This is a genomic window from Variovorax sp. UC74_104 (assembly GCF_044055375.1).
Classification (GTDB): Bacteria; Pseudomonadota; Gammaproteobacteria; order Burkholderiales; family Burkholderiaceae_C; genus Variovorax.
The window spans coordinates 2,018,625-2,034,635 of the sequence record NZ_CP171978.1 but is presented as its reverse complement, the minus strand read 5'-3'; the positions used below and the strand labels follow the sequence as shown (position 1 = coordinate 2,034,635).

The 16,011-nt window shown below is 69.1% G+C and carries 14 protein-coding genes; 8 read left to right on the top strand and 6 right to left on the bottom strand.

Translation table 11 applies throughout. The features are described from left to right. Positions 1 to 168 precede the first annotated feature (168 nt). The 8 genes from ACHMXA_RS09445 to groL all read left to right on the top strand — a co-directional run bounded on the left by ACHMXA_RS09445 (position 169) and on the right by groL (position 9,462). Entirely contained in the window at positions 169 to 1,635 is a 1,467-nt protein-coding gene (locus ACHMXA_RS09445; protein WP_395320363.1) for a sensor histidine kinase, read from the top strand. Beyond that, positions 1,620 to 2,966 (top strand): sigma-54-dependent transcriptional regulator, encoded by a 1,347-nt coding sequence (locus tag ACHMXA_RS09440; protein ID WP_395320361.1) that lies wholly within the window; start codon positions 1,620 to 1,622, stop codon positions 2,964 to 2,966. Before ACHMXA_RS09445 ends, ACHMXA_RS09440 begins: the two co-directional genes overlap by 16 nt. Before the next feature lie 149 nt (positions 2,967 to 3,115). Next, positions 3,116 to 3,928, top strand: a complete 813-nt coding sequence (locus tag ACHMXA_RS09435) for a hypothetical protein (RefSeq protein ID WP_395320359.1) — start codon at positions 3,116 to 3,118, stop codon at positions 3,926 to 3,928. Between the two features lie 10 nt (positions 3,929 to 3,938). Further along, on the top strand, positions 3,939 to 5,192 hold the full coding sequence (locus ACHMXA_RS09430) for an MFS transporter (RefSeq protein WP_395320357.1): 1,254 nt from the start codon (positions 3,939 to 3,941) through the stop codon (positions 5,190 to 5,192). Continuing rightward, positions 5,189 to 6,346: an SLC13 family permease gene (locus tag ACHMXA_RS09425; protein ID WP_395320355.1), complete on the top strand. Its 1,158-nt coding sequence runs from the start codon at positions 5,189 to 5,191 to the stop codon at positions 6,344 to 6,346. The genes ACHMXA_RS09430 and ACHMXA_RS09425 overlap by 4 nt, the downstream gene beginning before the upstream one ends. 156 nt (positions 6,347 to 6,502) lie before the next feature. Then, positions 6,503 to 7,204, top strand: coding sequence for a methyltransferase family protein (locus ACHMXA_RS09420; protein WP_395320353.1), 702 nt, complete (start codon positions 6,503 to 6,505; stop codon positions 7,202 to 7,204). A gap of 283 nt (positions 7,205 to 7,487) precedes the next feature. Then, positions 7,488 to 7,778 carry a co-chaperone GroES gene (locus ACHMXA_RS09415; protein ID WP_007835162.1) on the top strand — a complete coding sequence of 97 codons (291 nt, stop codon included), beginning with the start codon at positions 7,488 to 7,490 and terminating at the stop codon, positions 7,776 to 7,778. Between the two features lie 31 nt (positions 7,779 to 7,809). Then, the gene (gene groL, locus ACHMXA_RS09410; protein WP_093196550.1) at positions 7,810 to 9,462 is read left to right on the top strand and encodes a chaperonin GroEL; all 1,653 of its coding nucleotides are present in this window, start codon (positions 7,810 to 7,812) and stop codon (positions 9,460 to 9,462) included. A 162-nt stretch (positions 9,463 to 9,624) separates the two neighbouring features. Here the strand turns inward: groL and xylB are convergent, their stop codons facing one another. From xylB to dalD, 6 genes are read right to left on the bottom strand one after another with little or no spacing between them, the layout of a single operon-like run. Beyond that, entirely contained in the window at positions 9,625 to 11,091 is a 1,467-nt protein-coding gene (xylB, locus tag ACHMXA_RS09405; protein WP_395320350.1) for a xylulokinase, read from the bottom strand. Positions 11,092 to 11,119: 28 nt separating this feature from the next. Further along, the gene (locus tag ACHMXA_RS09400; RefSeq protein ID WP_176668604.1) at positions 11,120 to 12,076 is read right to left on the bottom strand and encodes an AraC family transcriptional regulator; all 957 of its coding nucleotides are present in this window, start codon (positions 12,074 to 12,076) and stop codon (positions 11,120 to 11,122) included. A gap of 14 nt (positions 12,077 to 12,090) precedes the next feature. Beyond that, positions 12,091 to 13,065, bottom strand: coding sequence for a carbohydrate kinase (locus tag ACHMXA_RS09395; RefSeq protein WP_395320347.1), 975 nt, complete (start codon positions 13,063 to 13,065; stop codon positions 12,091 to 12,093). 17 nt (positions 13,066 to 13,082) lie between these two features. Then, positions 13,083 to 13,754, bottom strand: a complete 672-nt coding sequence (locus ACHMXA_RS09390) for a transaldolase family protein (RefSeq protein WP_395320345.1) — start codon at positions 13,752 to 13,754, stop codon at positions 13,083 to 13,085. Positions 13,755 to 13,760: 6 nt separating this feature from the next. Next, positions 13,761 to 14,549, bottom strand: coding sequence for an L-iditol 2-dehydrogenase (locus tag ACHMXA_RS09385; protein ID WP_395320343.1), 789 nt, complete (start codon positions 14,547 to 14,549; stop codon positions 13,761 to 13,763). After that, complete coding sequence (gene dalD, locus ACHMXA_RS09380; protein WP_395321269.1) at positions 14,546 to 15,946, bottom strand: D-arabinitol 4-dehydrogenase; 1,401 nt, start codon at positions 15,944 to 15,946, stop codon at positions 14,546 to 14,548. Before dalD ends, ACHMXA_RS09385 begins: the two co-directional genes overlap by 4 nt. Positions 15,947 to 16,011: the final 65 nt, after the last annotated feature.

Genomic DNA, 16,011 nt, shown 5'->3' with positions numbered 1-16,011 from the left:
GGCCGGCGTGCTCGCTGCGAGCACGCCGGCCTTGCCGCGTTCGGCAGCGGGATCGGCATCGGCATTCGCGTTCCAGACCGCGAGGCATACTCGACCCGTGTCTCGTGCCTGCCGGGCCTGCGCCCGCTCGCACTTTCGAGGAACCCATGTCCACGCGTCGCCGGACGAATGAAGTCATTACGCAGCCAACTTGTCTTCTTCTGGGTATTGCTGTTCAGCGTCTGCGCCGCACTGGCGGTGGTGATGCTCACGCTCTACCGCGCGAGCGCCGGTGCCCAGGTCGCAGCGGGCCGGGCCGCCACCGAGCAGTCGTGCCAGGCGATCGCGGCGCGCTATGCCAAGGCCGCCACCGGCGCCGCCGAGCCGAAGGTCGATCTGCTGCAGGTGCTGCTGCAGCTCGTGCTCATCGAGGCTCCGCACGTCGAAGGCGGCGTATGGCAGGCCGGCGCGGGCACGAATTCAGGGCTCCTGGCCTACGCCTACCCCACCTATGAAGGCAGCAGCGTCAAGCGCGACGTGCCCGCTGCCGAGCAGCCGCTCATCGTCGAGCTCTCCCAGCTCGCCGCACGCACCCAGGCACCGCAGACCGACGTGGTGCGCGGCAGCCGCGAGGCGCTGATCGTCTCGGCCTGCCCGCTGGCGTCGCCGGCCGGGAATCTCGTGGCATGGACCATGACGCGCACCAACGGCGGCGCCCTGGCCGCCCAGGGCAGCCTGCGCGTGGGGCTGGGCGTATTGCTGGCCGCGGTGCTCGCCTCCGGACTGTGGCTGGGGCTCATCCTGTTTCGCGGACTGCGCCAGGTGCAGCGGCTGGAGACGCGGCTCGCGGAAGCCGACGTCAGCGGCGGCGCCATGCCCGAGCTGCCGCGCACCGGCGTGCGTGAACTCGACCGCATCGTCGACGGATTCAACCACTATCGCCTGCGTTTCGACGAAGCCCGCGTCCACCTGCGCGAGGCCGCGCAGCAGCGCAACCGCGACCAGCGTCTGGCCGCGCTGGGCCGCATGACCGGCGGCATCGCGCACGAGATCCGCAACCCCATCGCCACGATGCGGCTGAAGGCCGAGAACGCACTGGCCGCCGCGCCCGAGAAGCAGGGCGACGCGCTGCGGGTGATCGTCGGGCAGATCGACCGGCTCGACGGGCTGGTGCAGAGCCTGCTCGCGCTCGTGCAGCCTGTGACGCTCGCGCCGGTGCAGGTCGATCTGCATTCCTGGCTCGCGGAGCGCCTCGCGACCATCGGCGACAAGGCCCGCGCGGCGGGCGTGCACGCCGCCTTGCAGCACACCGACCCCGCGCAGGCCGTCTTCGACCCCGTGCATCTCGCCCGCGCCGTCGACAACCTGCTCGACAACGCCGTGCGCCATGCGCCCCGGGACGGACACGTCACGCTGTCGGCCTCGACGAACGACGCGCAGCTGCTTTGCATCCGGGTGGACGACGACGGCAGCGGCGTGCCCGAAGCCTTGCAGTCCAGTCTCTTCGAGCCATTCGCCACCGGACGCGCCGACGGCACCGGCCTGGGCCTGGCCCTCTCGCGCGAAGTGGCGCTGGCGCATGGCGGCGACCTGCGCCACGTGGCGCTGGAAAGCGGCACGCGCTTCGAACTGGAGCTTCCATGGCGCACCTCCTGATCATCGACGACGACGACGCATTCCGCGACACGCTGGCCGAGACGCTGCAGGGCCTGGGCCACGAGGCGACAGGCGTCGCGAGCGGCGACGAGGCGCTCGACACCATGGCGCGAACGCGCTTCGACGCCGTCTTCCTCGACCATCGCATGCCCGGCATGGACGGCCTGCAGACGCTCGAAGCCATGCGCGCAAGGCTCGCGCGCGTACCGCCGGTGATCGTGCTCACGGCCTTCGCGAGTGCCGGCAACACCATCGAGGCGATGCGGCTCGGCGCCTTCGACCATCTCGCCAAGCCGATCAGCAGGGAGGGCGTGCGCGAAGTCCTCGACCGGGCGCTGCAACGCCAACAGGGCACGGCAACGGCTTCCACGGGCACGGATGGCGACGACGACCTGATCGGCGCCAGCCACGCGATGCGCGAAGTGCAGAAACGCATCGGCCTCGCATCGGCGAACGCGATGCCGGTGCTGGTGCTCGGCGAGACGGGCACCGGCAAGGAAATGGTGGCGCGCGCACTGCATCGGCATTCGGCGCGCGCGGACAAGCCCTTTGTCGCGATCAACTGCGCGGCGATCCCGAAGGAGCTTCTCGAAAGCGAACTCTTCGGCCACGTGCGCGGCGCCTTCACCGGCGCGACCACCGAGCGCGCAGGCTGCTTTCGCGCGGCCGACGGCGGCGTGCTGCTGCTCGACGAAATCGGCGACATGGCGCTTGCCGTGCAGGCCAAGATCCTGCGCGTGCTGCAGGAGGGCGAGGTCACGCCGCTGGGCAGCCACAAGACCGTGAAGGTCGATGTGCGCGTGGTCGCCGCCACGCACCGGGACCTGGCCGCATCCGTGCGCGAGGGAAGTTTTCGCGAAGACCTGATGTACCGGCTCGACGTGCTGTCGATCCGCCTGCCGCCGCTGCGCGAGAGGCTCGCCGACGTCATTCCGCTGGCCGAGCATTTCCTGCGGCGCGCGGCCTCGCCCGATGCGCCCAAGGTGCTTTCCGCGGAGGCTGCGCAGACGCTGCTGAGCCAGCCCTGGCCCGGCAACGTGCGCGAGCTGCGCAACGTGATGGAGCGTTGCCAGGCGCTGGTACGGCATCGCGTGATCGGCAGTGCGGACCTGAACCTGGTGCTGGGGCAGGCCCGGCCGGCGGAGCCCGAGCAGGCCTTGCCGGCCGACTGGTTCCAGGAGGAACTGCCCGGCGCGGTCGAGCGGCTCGAACGCCTGCTCATCGAGAACGCGCTCGCGCAGGCGCAGGGCAATCGCACCGAGGCCGCGCGGCGTCTTGGCATCCACCGCCAGCTGCTGTATCGCAAGCTGACGCAGTACGGCATCGAATAGGCCGGGTGTCCGCAAAGCGGACGCCCCTTGTCCCCGGACCGTACGGTCCGGTACCGCCCGCTTCACGCAAGTCGTTGATTTCAAAGGAAACGCGGGCTGGCACGTTGTGTGGTTTGTCTTAGGCACCTGACACTTCAAAGGAGCCTTTCATGACGCCACGTTTCTCCCTGATCGCCACCGCCGGCCTGGTCACCGGCCTGCTCGCCGGCAGCGCCGCGTTCGCGCAGATGCCGCCGCCCCCTCCCGCGGGCGCGTTTCCCCCGCCCCATCCGGCCCTGGCGCCCGAGGCCGGCATGACGGTGCAAGGCCGCGTCGCGCAATGGCTCCTCAACCCCAACGGCGAGGCCGACGGCCTGCTCCTGACCGACGGCACGCAGGTCGCCTTCCCCCCGCACCTGTCGACAAGCGTGATGCAGATCCTCAAGCCTGGAGACACGGTGCGCATCGCCGGCTGGCGCGCGCCCAACGTTCCGGTCATGCGTGCGCTCACGCTCGAAGCCAACGGCCGCACCGTGGTCGACCAGCCGCCCGCCCCGGGCATGTTTCCCCCCGGTCTGCGCGACCTGGCCGCGCTGTCGGCGATGTCCGTCGGCGGGCGCATCGAGCGGCTGCTCTACACCGACCGCGGCGACGTGCACGGCGTGATCCTGGCCGACAGGTCCATCGTGCGCTTCCCGCCGCACATCGGCGCCGTCTATGGATCGATCCTCCAGCCGGGCGCGCAGCTCTTCGCGCAAGGCTGGGGAACGCGCGGCCCCAACGGCAGCGCCGTCGAGGCGACGAGCCTGGGCCAGAGCGCGGACAGCGTGCGCGAACTGGTTGGCGGGCCTGTCGGGCCTGTCGGGCCGCGCGGTCCCCACCACCGCCACCTCATGGCTCCGATGGGCCCGATGACCCCGACGGCACCCGTGCTGCCAGTGCCCGCTCCCGTGTTCGCCCCGCAGCCTGCCGCCAACTCCTGAGCCCGCCGCGATGACCGCTCCAGTTCCCACCGCGCGCAGCGTGCGCGCGCTCGATGCCCTCGCCTTCTTCGCTCCCGACATCCAGGGAGGCGTGGGGCCATTCCTCGTGATCTTCATGACCGGCACGCTGGCATGGGACCCGCAGCGCATCGGCAGCGTGATGTTCGTGTCGGCGCTGGTGGGGCTGGTGGCGCAGGCGCCGGCCGGTGCCCTGATCGACAGCGCGCGCCACAAGCCGCGCTGGATCGCGGGAGCGATCGCGCTCATCGCGCTGACGCTGGTGGCGATGGCGAACTGGCCGGGCTATGGAGTGATCCTCGCGGGGCAGTCGCTGATCGGAGCCGCGGGCACGCTGGTGGCGCCGGCCCTCGCAGCCATCAGCCTGGGCATGGTGGGCCGCGCCGGACTGGAAGGCCGCATCGGCCGCAACGCCGCCATCACGGCCGCGGGAACGGTGCTGTGGGCGCTGGGCACGGGGGCAGTGGGGCACTTCTACGGCGCGCACGCGATGTTCTTCTATGCAACGGCAATGGCCGTGCCGACGATTGCGGCGGCACTGCTCATCCGCAACCGCGATGTCGATCCCCGGCTTGCGCGCGGCGCCGACGCGGTGGATGCCGCCGCGATGCCGGGCGAACCTGCCGGGCGCTGGTACGACCGCCGCCTGGTCGTCCTGCTGCTGTGCTGCTTTCTCTTTCACCTGGCCAACGCCGCAATGCTCACGCTGGTGGCGCAGAAGGTGAGTTCGCGCGCCGACGCATCGGGCGCGCTGTGGATGTCGGCGGGCGTCATCGTCACGCAGCTCGTCACCATTCCCATCGGCCTGGCGGTAGGCCGATGGGCGCCACGGCTCGCGCGCAAGCCGATCTTTCTCGTGGGCTTCGCGGTCCTGCCGGTGCGCGGGCTGCTCTACCTGCTCGCGGACAGCCCCGCCGCGCTCCTGGCGCTGCAGGTGCTCGACGGCGTGGGCGCGGGCATCTTCGGCGTGATGCTCACGCTGATGATCAGCGACCTCACGCGCGGCAGCGGGCATTTCAACTTCGCACTGGGCATTGCCGCGGCTTGCGTGGGCCTGGGCGCGGCGCTCAGCAACCTCGTGGCGGGTGCGGTCGCCCACACGTCGGGCTACGGCACGGCCTTCGTGCTGCTGGCGGGCATTGCGGCCATCGCACTGATCCTGTTCGCGCTGGCGATGCCCGAGACTCGCCGCCCCGTGAAGGCAGTTGCATCCGGTGCTTCCACGTTCGGGGGAGCAGCCGCATGAACAAGGAGCATGTTTCGGTGACGCTCCAGGCCCCGCTGTCCGGCGATGCTCCCGCACCCGGCAAAGGAGAAAGCAGCGGCAACGGCCTGCTGTGGGTGCTGGTCGCCGTGGCGGTGCTGTTCGCCTTCCTGCGCCCGCGCGCGCCCATGGACTGGCTGCGCCTGGTCGACTGGCAGACCGTGGGCGCGCTCGCCGGCCTGCTGGCCATCACCCAGGGCGTGGAGAAGAGCGGCATGCTGCAGGCCACCGCCCAGCGCCTTCTGGCGCGCACGCACAACCAGCGCAGCCTGGCGATGCTGCTGACGGCCAGCGCAGCATTCCTCTCGGCACTGGTCACCAACGACGTAAGCCTGTTCCTGCTGGTGCCGCTGACACGCGTGCTCGCCACCCAGGCGCACCTGCCGCTGGCACGCCTGGTGGTGCTGCAGGCGCTCGCGGTGAACGCGGGCTCCGCGCTCACGCCCATCGGCAATCCGCAGAACCTCTATTTGTGGCACCGCTCCGGCGAGGGCTTCGTCGCCTTCATGGGGATGATGGGCCCGACGGTGGCGGTGATGCTGTTCTGGGTGTTCGTGGCCGTGTGGCTGCTGGTGCCGCGCACGCCAATCGAGCTCAAGCCGCAGGCCGAAGCGGCGGCGGTACAGCCGCGCATGCTGGCGCTGTCGGGGCTGCTCTTCATCGGCTTCGTGATCGCGCTCGACCGGCACTGGCTGCTCGCGGGCCTGGGCGTGGTGTTCGGCGTGTTCCTGCTGAGCTATCCGCGTGTGCTGCGCGGCATCGACTGGGCGCTGCTGGCGATCATCGCGCTGATGTTCGTGGACCTGCGGCAGTTGGCGGAACTGCCTGCGGTGGTGGCGCTGCTGGGCCACTGGCCAATCACCGAGGGCTGGCGTGCGTACCTCGCAGCCATCGTCACCTCGCAGTTCATCAGCAACGTGCCAGCGGCCATCCTGCTGGACGGCCACGTGCGCGACCTGCCCGCCCTGGCGGCCGGGGTGAGCGTAGGCGGCTTCGGCTGCGTGCTGGGCTCACTGGCCAACCTGATCGCGCTGCGGCTGGCGAAGCTGCCCAATGGGCTGAGCGAGTTCCATCGCATCAGCATTCCGTTTCTGCTGGTGTGCGCAGCCTCGGCGGCGCTGCTGCGGCTGGGGTGACAGCGGTGGCGGGGAGACAATCGCTTCCTCCCCTCCCGCCCCTTTTCGCGCACGCGCCAGCCACGGCCTCCCGAACACATCATTCCCAGCAGCACTGGCGGGGCTACTCGAAGCAGTGCCCGGAGATGGCGAAGGCCGTGTCAAAGTCGCCAAACCATGGAAGCACCCAAGGAACCGCCATCGATCTCTCCCCGCATGGCGATCGCCTACGCGATCGGGTCGCCCCTGGCGTTGCTCGCGCTCGTCTTCCTGCCTGCAGGCTCGATCGGCTGGCGCCCAGGATGGGTGTTCCTCGCAGTGCTGGTGCTTGGTTTCGGCGTCTCGGCGATGGTGCTCGCGCGGGTCAATCCGCTGATCTATCGCGCGCGCAGCCGCATCCAGCCGGGCACCAAGGGTTGGGACAAGGCATTGCTCGCGGTCATTCTTCCCGCGATGGTGGCCATCCTCCCCGTGGCGGCACTCGATGCCGGGCGCCATCACTGGTCGGAGGTCCCTGTTTGGCTCATGGTGCTAGGCTACATCGCGCTGCTCGGCGGGATCGCCCTGACCGCGTGGGCACAGGCCGTGAATCCGTTCTTCGAGCCTGGCGTGCGCATCCAGTCCGAACGCCAGCAGCGCGTGATCGATGCAGGGCCCTATCGGTTCGTTCGCCACCCGGGCTATGCCGCAGCGCTTGCGTTGTTCTTCGGCATGGCACTTGCGCTGGGCTCCTTCTGGGCGCTCGCCCCTGCGGCGCTCGCTTCGGCCGTCCTGGTCTTGCGGACCTCCTGGGAAGATCGCCTGCTGCAGGCCGAGCTTTACGGGTATGCGGACTACGTCCATCGTGTCCGCTGGAGGTTGGTTCCCGGGCTCTGGTAACCGCAGGGCTGTCCATCGACCTCTTTGCGCTCATTTTTACCCGGATTTAATTTCCGATTGGCGTTCTGGCGCGGTCATGAATGCCCGGTGCCGCATCCCAGCGGACCCACAGCCCTACCGACAAGCCCACCCGCATCCTTGAAACGTCATCGATTGCCCTTATGATTAGCACTCGCTGCTGATGAGTGCTAACAACGGCCTCGCTTCCAGTCGATGGGCTGCCGGTCCCCGGTCCGGCACCCGACCACAAACCCGTTTCTTATCCATACATCCAGGAGATGCAATGAAACTTCGTCCTTTGGCCGATCGCGTGATCGTCAAGCGTGTTGACAGCGAAACCAAGACCGCATCGGGCATCGTGATCCCCGACGCAGCCGCCGAGAAGCCCGATCAGGGTGAAGTCCTGGCCGTAGGCCCGGGCAAGCGCAACGACAAGGGCGAACTGGCCGCTCTGACCGTGAAGGTCGGCGACCGCGTCCTGTTCGGCAAGTACAGCGGCCAGACCGTCAAGGTCGGCGGCGACGAGCTGCTCGTCATGAAGGAAGACGACCTGTTCGCAGTCGTCGAGAAGTAATTCAACAGATCCCCATTCGGAGTAATAGAACATGGCAGCAAAAGACGTAGTCTTCGGCGGCGAAGCCCGCGCACGCATGGTCGAGGGTGTGAACATCCTGGCCAACGCAGTCAAGGTGACCCTGGGCCCCAAGGGCCGCAACGTGGTGCTCGAGCGCTCGTTCGGCGCCCCCACCGTCACGAAGGACGGCGTGTCGGTCGCCAAGGAAATCGAACTGAAGGACAAGCTCCAGAACATGGGCGCCCAGCTCGTGAAGGAAGTGGCCTCCAAGACCAGCGACAACGCCGGTGACGGCACCACCACCGCGACCGTGCTGGCTCAAGCCATCGTTCGCGAAGGCTTCAAGTACGTGGCCGCCGGCATCAACCCGATGGACCTGAAGCGCGGCATCGACAAGGCCGTGTCGGCCCTGGTCGAAGAGCTGAAGAAGGCCTCGAAGCCCACCACCACGTCGAAGGAAATCGCTCAAGTCGGCTCGATCTCGGCCAACAGCGATGAAACCATCGGCAAGCTCATCGCCGACGCGATGGACAAGGTCGGCAAGGAAGGCGTGATCACTGTCGAAGACGGCAAGTCGCTCGAAAGCGAACTCGACGTCGTCGAAGGCATGCAGTTCGACCGCGGCTACCTGTCGCCCTACTTCATCAACAACCCCGAGAAGCAATCGGCGCTGCTCGACAACCCCTTCGTGCTGCTGTTCGACAAGAAGATCAGCAACATCCGCGACCTGCTCCCCACGCTGGAACAAGTCGCCAAGGCCGGCCGTCCGCTGCTGATCATTGCCGAAGAAGTCGAAGGCGAAGCCCTGGCTACGCTGGTGGTGAACACGATCCGCGGCATCCTGAAGGTCGTGGCCGTCAAGGCTCCTGGCTTCGGCGACCGCCGCAAGGCCATGCTGGAAGACATCGCCATCCTGACGGGCGGCAAGGTCATCGCTGAAGAAGTGGGCCTGACGCTCGAGAAGGTGACGCTGGCCGACCTGGGCCAGGCCAAGCGCATCGAAGTGGGCAAGGAAAACACCATCATCATCGACGGCGCCGGCGCTGCTGCCGACATCGAAGCCCGCGTGAAGCAAGTGCGCGTGCAGATCGAGGAAGCCACGAGCGACTACGACCGTGAAAAGCTGCAAGAGCGCGTGGCCAAGCTGGCCGGCGGTGTTGCCGTGATCAAGGTCGGCGCTGCCACCGAAGTCGAAATGAAGGAAAAGAAGGCTCGCGTCGAAGACGCCCTGCACGCCACCCGCGCTGCAGTGGAAGAAGGCGTGGTTGCCGGCGGCGGCGTGGCTCTGCTGCGTGCCAAGCAAGCCGTGGGCGACAAGGTCAAGGGCGACAACGCTGATCAAGACGCCGGCATCAAGCTGGTGCTGAAGGCCATCGAAGCTCCCCTGCGCGAAATCGTGAACAACGCCGGCGGCGAAGCCTCGGTGGTGGTGAACGCGGTTCTGGCCGGCAAGGGCAACTACGGCTTCAATGCCGCCAACGACACGTACGGCGACATGCTCGAGCTGGGCATCCTGGACCCGACGAAGGTCACCCGCACCGCACTGCAGAACGCCGCTTCGGTGTCCTCGCTGCTGCTGACGACCGAAGCCATGGTGGCTGACGCTCCGAAGGACGACGCTCCTGCCGGCGGCGGCATGCCCGACATGGGCGGCATGGGTGGCATGGGCGGCATGGGCATGTAATTGCTCGCCCCCAGGCTGCGCGGCACTTCGTGTCCGCTACGCCTACCCCCTACCGGGGGCGACACCTGCGGACCGGCGAAGCCGGATCCGGCGGTGTCCCGCGAAATGAAAAAAAGCCCGTCTGCGACGGGCTTTTTTTCATGGTCGTGGCGATCGTGCCAGTTACTGGAACTGGTCTCGCAGGGACTTGTACAGGGCCTGGAAGCGCGCGTGCCTCGTTCGATGAACGTCGGCGCCTTCGGCCGATGGCATCAACTTCTGCTTCACCGGTGGCAGCGTGCACACCTCGGCCACCTCGCCCCCATCCGCCAGCCAGGCCAACCGTGCCGCACCCAGCGCGCCGCCCGTCTCGCTGCCGGCATAGAGCGTGAGCGGCACGCCGAAGATGTCGGCGAGCAGTTGCCCCCACCAGACGCTGCGCGCGCCGCCGCCGACCAGCGCCATCTCGCGCATCGGCATGTCTTGCGGCAGCCGCAGGGTGTCGAAGCCGTCGCGCAGGCCGAAGCTCACGCCCTCGACCACGGCATAGGCGATCTCCGCCGGACCGTGCGCATGCGTGAGCCCGAACAGCACGCCCTGCGCGTTCGGGTTGTTGTGCGGCGAGCGCTCGCCCGAGAGGTACGGAAGGAAGAGCGGGCAGCGTTCGCGCTGCGCCAGCGGAACGCTTGCGGCGGCTTCGAGCAGCGCTGCCTCGTCGGCGAACCTGAAAGTCTTCGCGGCCCAGCTCACGGCGCTGGCGGCCGAGAGCATCACCGACATCTGGTGCCAGCGCTTCGGCAGCGCATGGCAGAAGGCGTGCATCGCCTGCGCGGGGTTGGGCAGGAAGCGGTCGGTCGAAACGAACACCACGCCCGAAGTACCGAGCGATACGAAACCCTGCCCCGGCTCGACCAGCCCCATGCCGACAGCGCTCGCCGCGTTGTCGCCGGCACCGCCGGCGATCTTGACGCCATCGGGCAGGCCCCATCGCGCGGCCAGTTCGGGCTTGAGCTGTGCCGACACCTCGCTGCCCTCGACCAGCCTCGGCATGTGCGCGCGCGTCAGCCCCGTGGCAGCGAGAAGTTCGTCGGACCAGTCGCGCGCGCCCACGACGAGCCACAGCGTGCCCGCCGCATCCGACATCTCGCTGACGGCCTCGCCGCTGAGCATGAAGCGCAGCCAGTCCTTCGGCAGCAGCACGCGGGCGACGCGGCTGAATATCTCGGGCTCGTGCTCGCGCACCCACAGCAGCTTGGGCGCGGTGAAACCGGGCATCGCGAGGTTGCCCGCGATCTCGCCGAGCCTGGGCACGTCACGCGCGAGCGCCTCGCATTGCGCGCCGCTGCGGCCGTCGTTCCACAGGATCGCGGGGCGCAGCACCTCGCCCGCTTCGTCGATCAGCGTGGCCCCGTGCATCTGGCCCGAAAGGCCGATGGCGCGAACCGCCGCGAGTTCCTCGGGATGCGACTTGCCGAGCGCGCGCATCACCTCCTCGAGCGCCTGCCACCACTGCTGCGGCGCCTGTTCCGACCACAGCGGCTGCGGCCTTTCGACGGTGAGCGGCGCGCGGGCGACGCCCACGATGCGATGGTCGTCGGCGAGCAAGAGCGCCTTGAGCTCGGACGTGCCGAGGTCGAGTCCCAGATACAAGATGAGCCCCCTGGTTTTGTGTCGGTGCTTAGGAAGAGATGCCGCTGCCGAAGCGGGTGTCGGCCTGCTTGCGGAACTCGCTCGGCGTCATGCCCTTGATCTCCAGGAAGCGCCGGTTGAAGTTCGCCACGTTGTTGAAGCCGACCTGGTAGCAGATGTCGGTCACGTAGTGGTCGGTCTGCATCAGCAGGTGGCAGGCGCTGTTGATGCGCACGCGGTTGACGAAGTCGGTGAAGCTGTTGCCGGTGGAGCGCCTGAAGAAGCGGCTGAAGCGGCTCTCGCTCATGCCCAGCTCGGCCGCCACGTCCGACATCGAGATCGGCTCGGCCATGTTGTTGGTGATGCGGTTGACGATGCCGTTGATCTGGTCGACCTGCGCGTCGCCATCGGCGCCCTGCGCCCCCTGCATCTGCACGCTCGACAGCAGCCGGTAGTCGGTGCATTGCGCGAGGTCGGCCATGAAGTCGAAGAAGAGGCCCAGGCGGCGCACGCCGCGCGCGGCCTTGATGCGGTCCCAGTGCGACTGCGCCTGCTGCGACATGCCGAAGAACTCGATGCCGTGGCGCGCCCGCTCCAGCAGCTGCATCACCTCGCGCAGCTCGGGAATCTGCTCGGCCGCATGCTCGATGGGCTCGTGGCGGAACTGGATCACGCGGTCGCGCCCCGCCGCGCCGCCCTCGGGCACGTCGAGCGAGATCCAGTTGTGCGGCAGCCGCGGCCCGCACAGCACCAGGTGCCCGGGCTGGAAGGGCCCGATCCAGTCGCCGATGAAGGCCTTGCCCGATGTCTCGGTGATCAGGTGCAGCTCGTAGTCCTCATGGAAGTGCCACCGCACCAGCGGGCTCGGGAAGCCGTGGGCGAGGCAGCGCACCACGCCGGTTTCTTCCGGGGCCTCGTAGCCCAGCGAGGGAGACCGCGCGAAGTCGCGCTCCAGTTCGGGCTGGCGCTGGCGGGGAATCGAGCGCTTGCGAGTGGACGTCGTCATGATGGCAGCACGGCTCAGGGCCGGGAAGCAGCAGCAACAGCGGTATTTTGTGCCTTCGCCAGCGCGGCGTGAACCGCCTCCAGCGTCGGTGGATCGGCACCCTCGCGGGTGCAGTTGAGGGCGGCGGCGGTGGCGGCGAAACCCATCACGGCCTTCCAGTCTTCGTCGGTCAACCCACTGAGCTGACCGGGCTGCTCGATGCCGCGCGAGAGCAGCGCCACCGACAGCCCGGCCGTGAAGGTGTCGCCCGCGCCGATGGTGTCGACCACGGTGACGCGCGGCGCCGCCACGCTCAGCGGCGCATGGCCGGTGCGCCAGAGCGTCGCGCCGTCGCCGCCGCGCGTGACGATCACGGCGCGCGCGCCGGCCTTCAGGCACTCGGCAGCCAGCGCATCGACGGGCTGGCCGGGCGCGAGCAGCGCCGCGTCCTCGTCGCTGAGCTTGACCAGGTCGGCAATGCCGAACCAGCCGTACACGCGCTCGCGATAGGCGGCCATGTCGGTGATGAGGCTGGGCCGCACGTTCGGGTCGAACACGATCACGCGCTGCCCGCGGTTTGCCGCGATCAGGTCGGCGATGCGCGTGGCGGCCGGGTCCTGCAGCAGCGAGATCGAGCCGAAGTGCAGGAAGCGGCACTCCGCCGGCAGCTGCGGCAGCGGCTCGGGCGCCCAGGTGGCGTCGGCGCTGCCTTGCGTATAGAAGGCGTAGCGGTTGGTCTGCGGCGTGCGCTCGACAAAGGCCAGCGTCGAAGGCGCGCTGCTGCGCAGGATGAAGCTGGTGTCCACGCCGTTGCGCTGCAGGAAGCCCATCAGCCGCTCGCCGAACAGGTCGGTGGACAGCTGCGTGAGAAAGCCCGTCGGCTGGCCGAGCCGCGCGCAGGCCACGGCCGTGTTGAGCGGCGAGCCGCCCTCGTGCCCCAGGAACGCCAGGTTGCCAGCCTCGCTGGCGGTGAAATCGATGAGGGCTTCGCCCGTGAGTGCTATGCGCATGATGGCTGGATTCTGGATCAGGGCAGGTCGCGCGCGTCGGCCAGGAAGCCGCTTTCCGCGGCCAGCGTGGCGGGATGATCGAGCAGCTCGGAAAACAGGCGCGGCGGGATGGTGATAGAGCCCACGCCGATCTTCAGCAGAGAAAGATACGCCTCGCGCGAGCGGATGCTGGCCACCAGCAGCCGCGTGCCCGATGAAGGCCGCTGCGCCACCAGCGCCTGCATCTGCGCGATCAGCCCCAGCCCGTCGGCGCCGGAGTCTTCCAGCCGGCCCAGGTAAGGCGCGGCATAGGCGGCGCCCAGCTGTGCCGCAAAGTGCGTCTGCTCGGGCGCGTAAACCGCCGTCCAGGTGACCGGCACGCCCTGCGCGATGAGCCGCGCGCCGGCCGTGAAGCCCTGGCGCGTGGCCGGGATCTTCACCACCAGCTGGCCGGGCGCGAAGTGCGCGAGCAGCGCCTGCGCGTCCTCCAGCATGCCGTCGACGTCCTGCGAATACACCTGCGCCTGCACCTGCCGGGCGCCCAGCTCGATGCAGCGGCGTAGCAGGCCGGGCACGTCGGCGCGGCCGATGCCGGCGCGCTTGAGCAGCGTGGGGTTGGTCGTCACGCCGTGCACCACCGGGTGCGGCAGGCAGGCCTGCAGCTCGGCCATGTCGGCGCTGTCGAGGTACAGGTGGAAGTCTTGGTTCATCGGGTCTCAGCTCATGACGTTGCCGCCGTCGACGTTGAGGGTCTGCGCCGTGATGTAGCGCGCCTCGTCGCTGGCGAGGAACACCGCCGCCCCCGCGATGTCGTCCGGCACGCCCATGCGTCCGAGCGGCACCGCCAGGCCGACCTGCCGCTTCTTCTCTCCGGGCGGCAGTCCTTCGGCCTTGGCGAACAGGCTGTCGACATGGTCCCACATCGGCGTGTCGACCACACCGGGGGCGATGCCGTTGACGCGGATGCCGTGCGGCGCCATGGCCAGCGCGGCGCTCTGCGTGTAGCTGATGACCGCCGCCTTGGTCGCGCAGTAGTGCGACACCAGCGCCTCGCCGCGCCGCCCGGCCTGCGACGCCATGTTGATGACCGACGCACCCTGCGTGCCGGCCTCCACCATGTGGCGCAGCACCGCCTGCATCACGAAGAACATGCCCTTCACGTTGACGGCGAAGAGCCGGTCGAACGAGGCCTCGTCGCTGTCTAGCAGCGGCGCGAGGTCGAACACCGCCGCATTGTTGAAGAGCGTGTGGATCGGCCCGAAGGCGACCTGCGCCTCGGCCAGCATGTGGGCGATGGCCTGCGTGTCGGTCACGTCGGCCGCGATGTAGGCGAGGCTTTCGGGGTGGCGCTGCTGCAGCGCGCGCACCGCCTCGGGGGCGGCGGGTGCGCGGTCGATCACCGTGCAGCGTGCGCCCTCGGCGATGCAGGCCGCCGCCACGGCCAGGCCGATGCCGCCGCCCGCGCCGGTCAGCAGCACGTGCCTGTCCTGCAGCCGGCCGCTCATGGCCTGCGCCCCGCTGCCTGCACGAAGCGCGCGACGCGTTCGCTGGCACGGCGCACGGCATCGATCAGGCGAGCGTCGCCCGCGATGTTGCCCCACAGCCCCGCGTCGGAACACAGCGCGAGGACAGGGTCTGCTGCGTCGCAGATCGCGTGCGCCACGGCTTCGTCCATGCCCTGGTCCTGGTAGACATAGGGCAGCGCGCCCTTGTGCCAGCGCTGCAGGAAGGCCAGGAACAGCGCGGGCAGCATCGCCACGCTCTCGATGGGCTGGCCGGCCGCAAGGCGCTCGCGCACCGTCGGCGCGATGAAGCCCGGGATCTTCGAGAAGCCGTCCGCCGCCACGCGCTGGTTGGTGTCGCGGATGGCGGGGTTGCCGAAGCGGTCGAGCACCACGTCGCGGTAGGCCGCGAGGTCGATGGGGCTGGGAGTCAGGCAGGGAATGACGTCGTCGGTGACGTAGTCGTAGGCCATCTTGCGAATGGCCGCGTCATGCGTGCCCTCGTGGATGAAGCCGAGCCCCACGAGCGTTCCCGCCCAGGCAATGCAGCTGTGTGTGGCGTTGAGGATGCGGATCTTCGCCTCTTCATACGGCTGCACCGACTCGACCAGCTCCACGCCCACGCGGCCCCAGTCGGGCCGGCCGGCCGCGAAGTCGTCCTCGATCACCCACTGGATGAAGCTCTCGCCGGTGATGGCGGCCGCGTCGTCGCGCCCGGTGGCGGCCTTCACGCGCGCGCGCAGCTCGGGCGGCGGGCGCGGCGTGATGCGGTCGACCATCGCGTTCGGGCAGCGCGTGTTCGCGTTCACCCATGCGAGCAGGTCGGCGTCGCCCGCGAGTTCGATGAACTCCAGCAGGCCGGCGCGGAAGCGGTCGCCGTTGTGGCGCAGGTTGTCGCAGTTCAGCAGCGTGAGCGGGCCGGCGTTCGCGGCCTTGCGCGCGCGCAGGATGGCGCAGACGGCGCCGTAGATGGTCACGCCCTTGCCTTCGGTCTCGCCGCTTTCGCCGCGGCGCGCACGCTCCACGTCGGCCGCGAGGTCGGGGAACGACAGGTCGAGCCGGCCCTTGTCGTCGAGGTAGTAGCCGGCCTCGGTCACGGTGAAGGACACGATGCGCGTCGAGGGCGCCGCGCCGCGCGCGATCACCTTGGCCAGCGAGCGCTCCCAGGGCAGCACCTCGCGGATCGCGGAGATCTCTTCGTAGCGGTATTCGCCCGCGGGCGAGACGGTCTCGAGCGTGTAGCGCCCGCCCTGCGCTTCGAGCGCCGCGACGACTTCGGCCATGTCCGGCCGGATGTTGGCGCCCGAGAGCGACCAGCGGGTGTCGCCGGCGTCGATCAGCCGCTGCAGGTACACGGCCTGGTGGGCCCGGTGGAACGAGCCCAGGCCGAGATGGAGCACCGTGAACTCGGAAAGAGCCGGTGGAGTTTGCGCAATGGTCACGAGAAGGTCCGTTGAAAAGACGG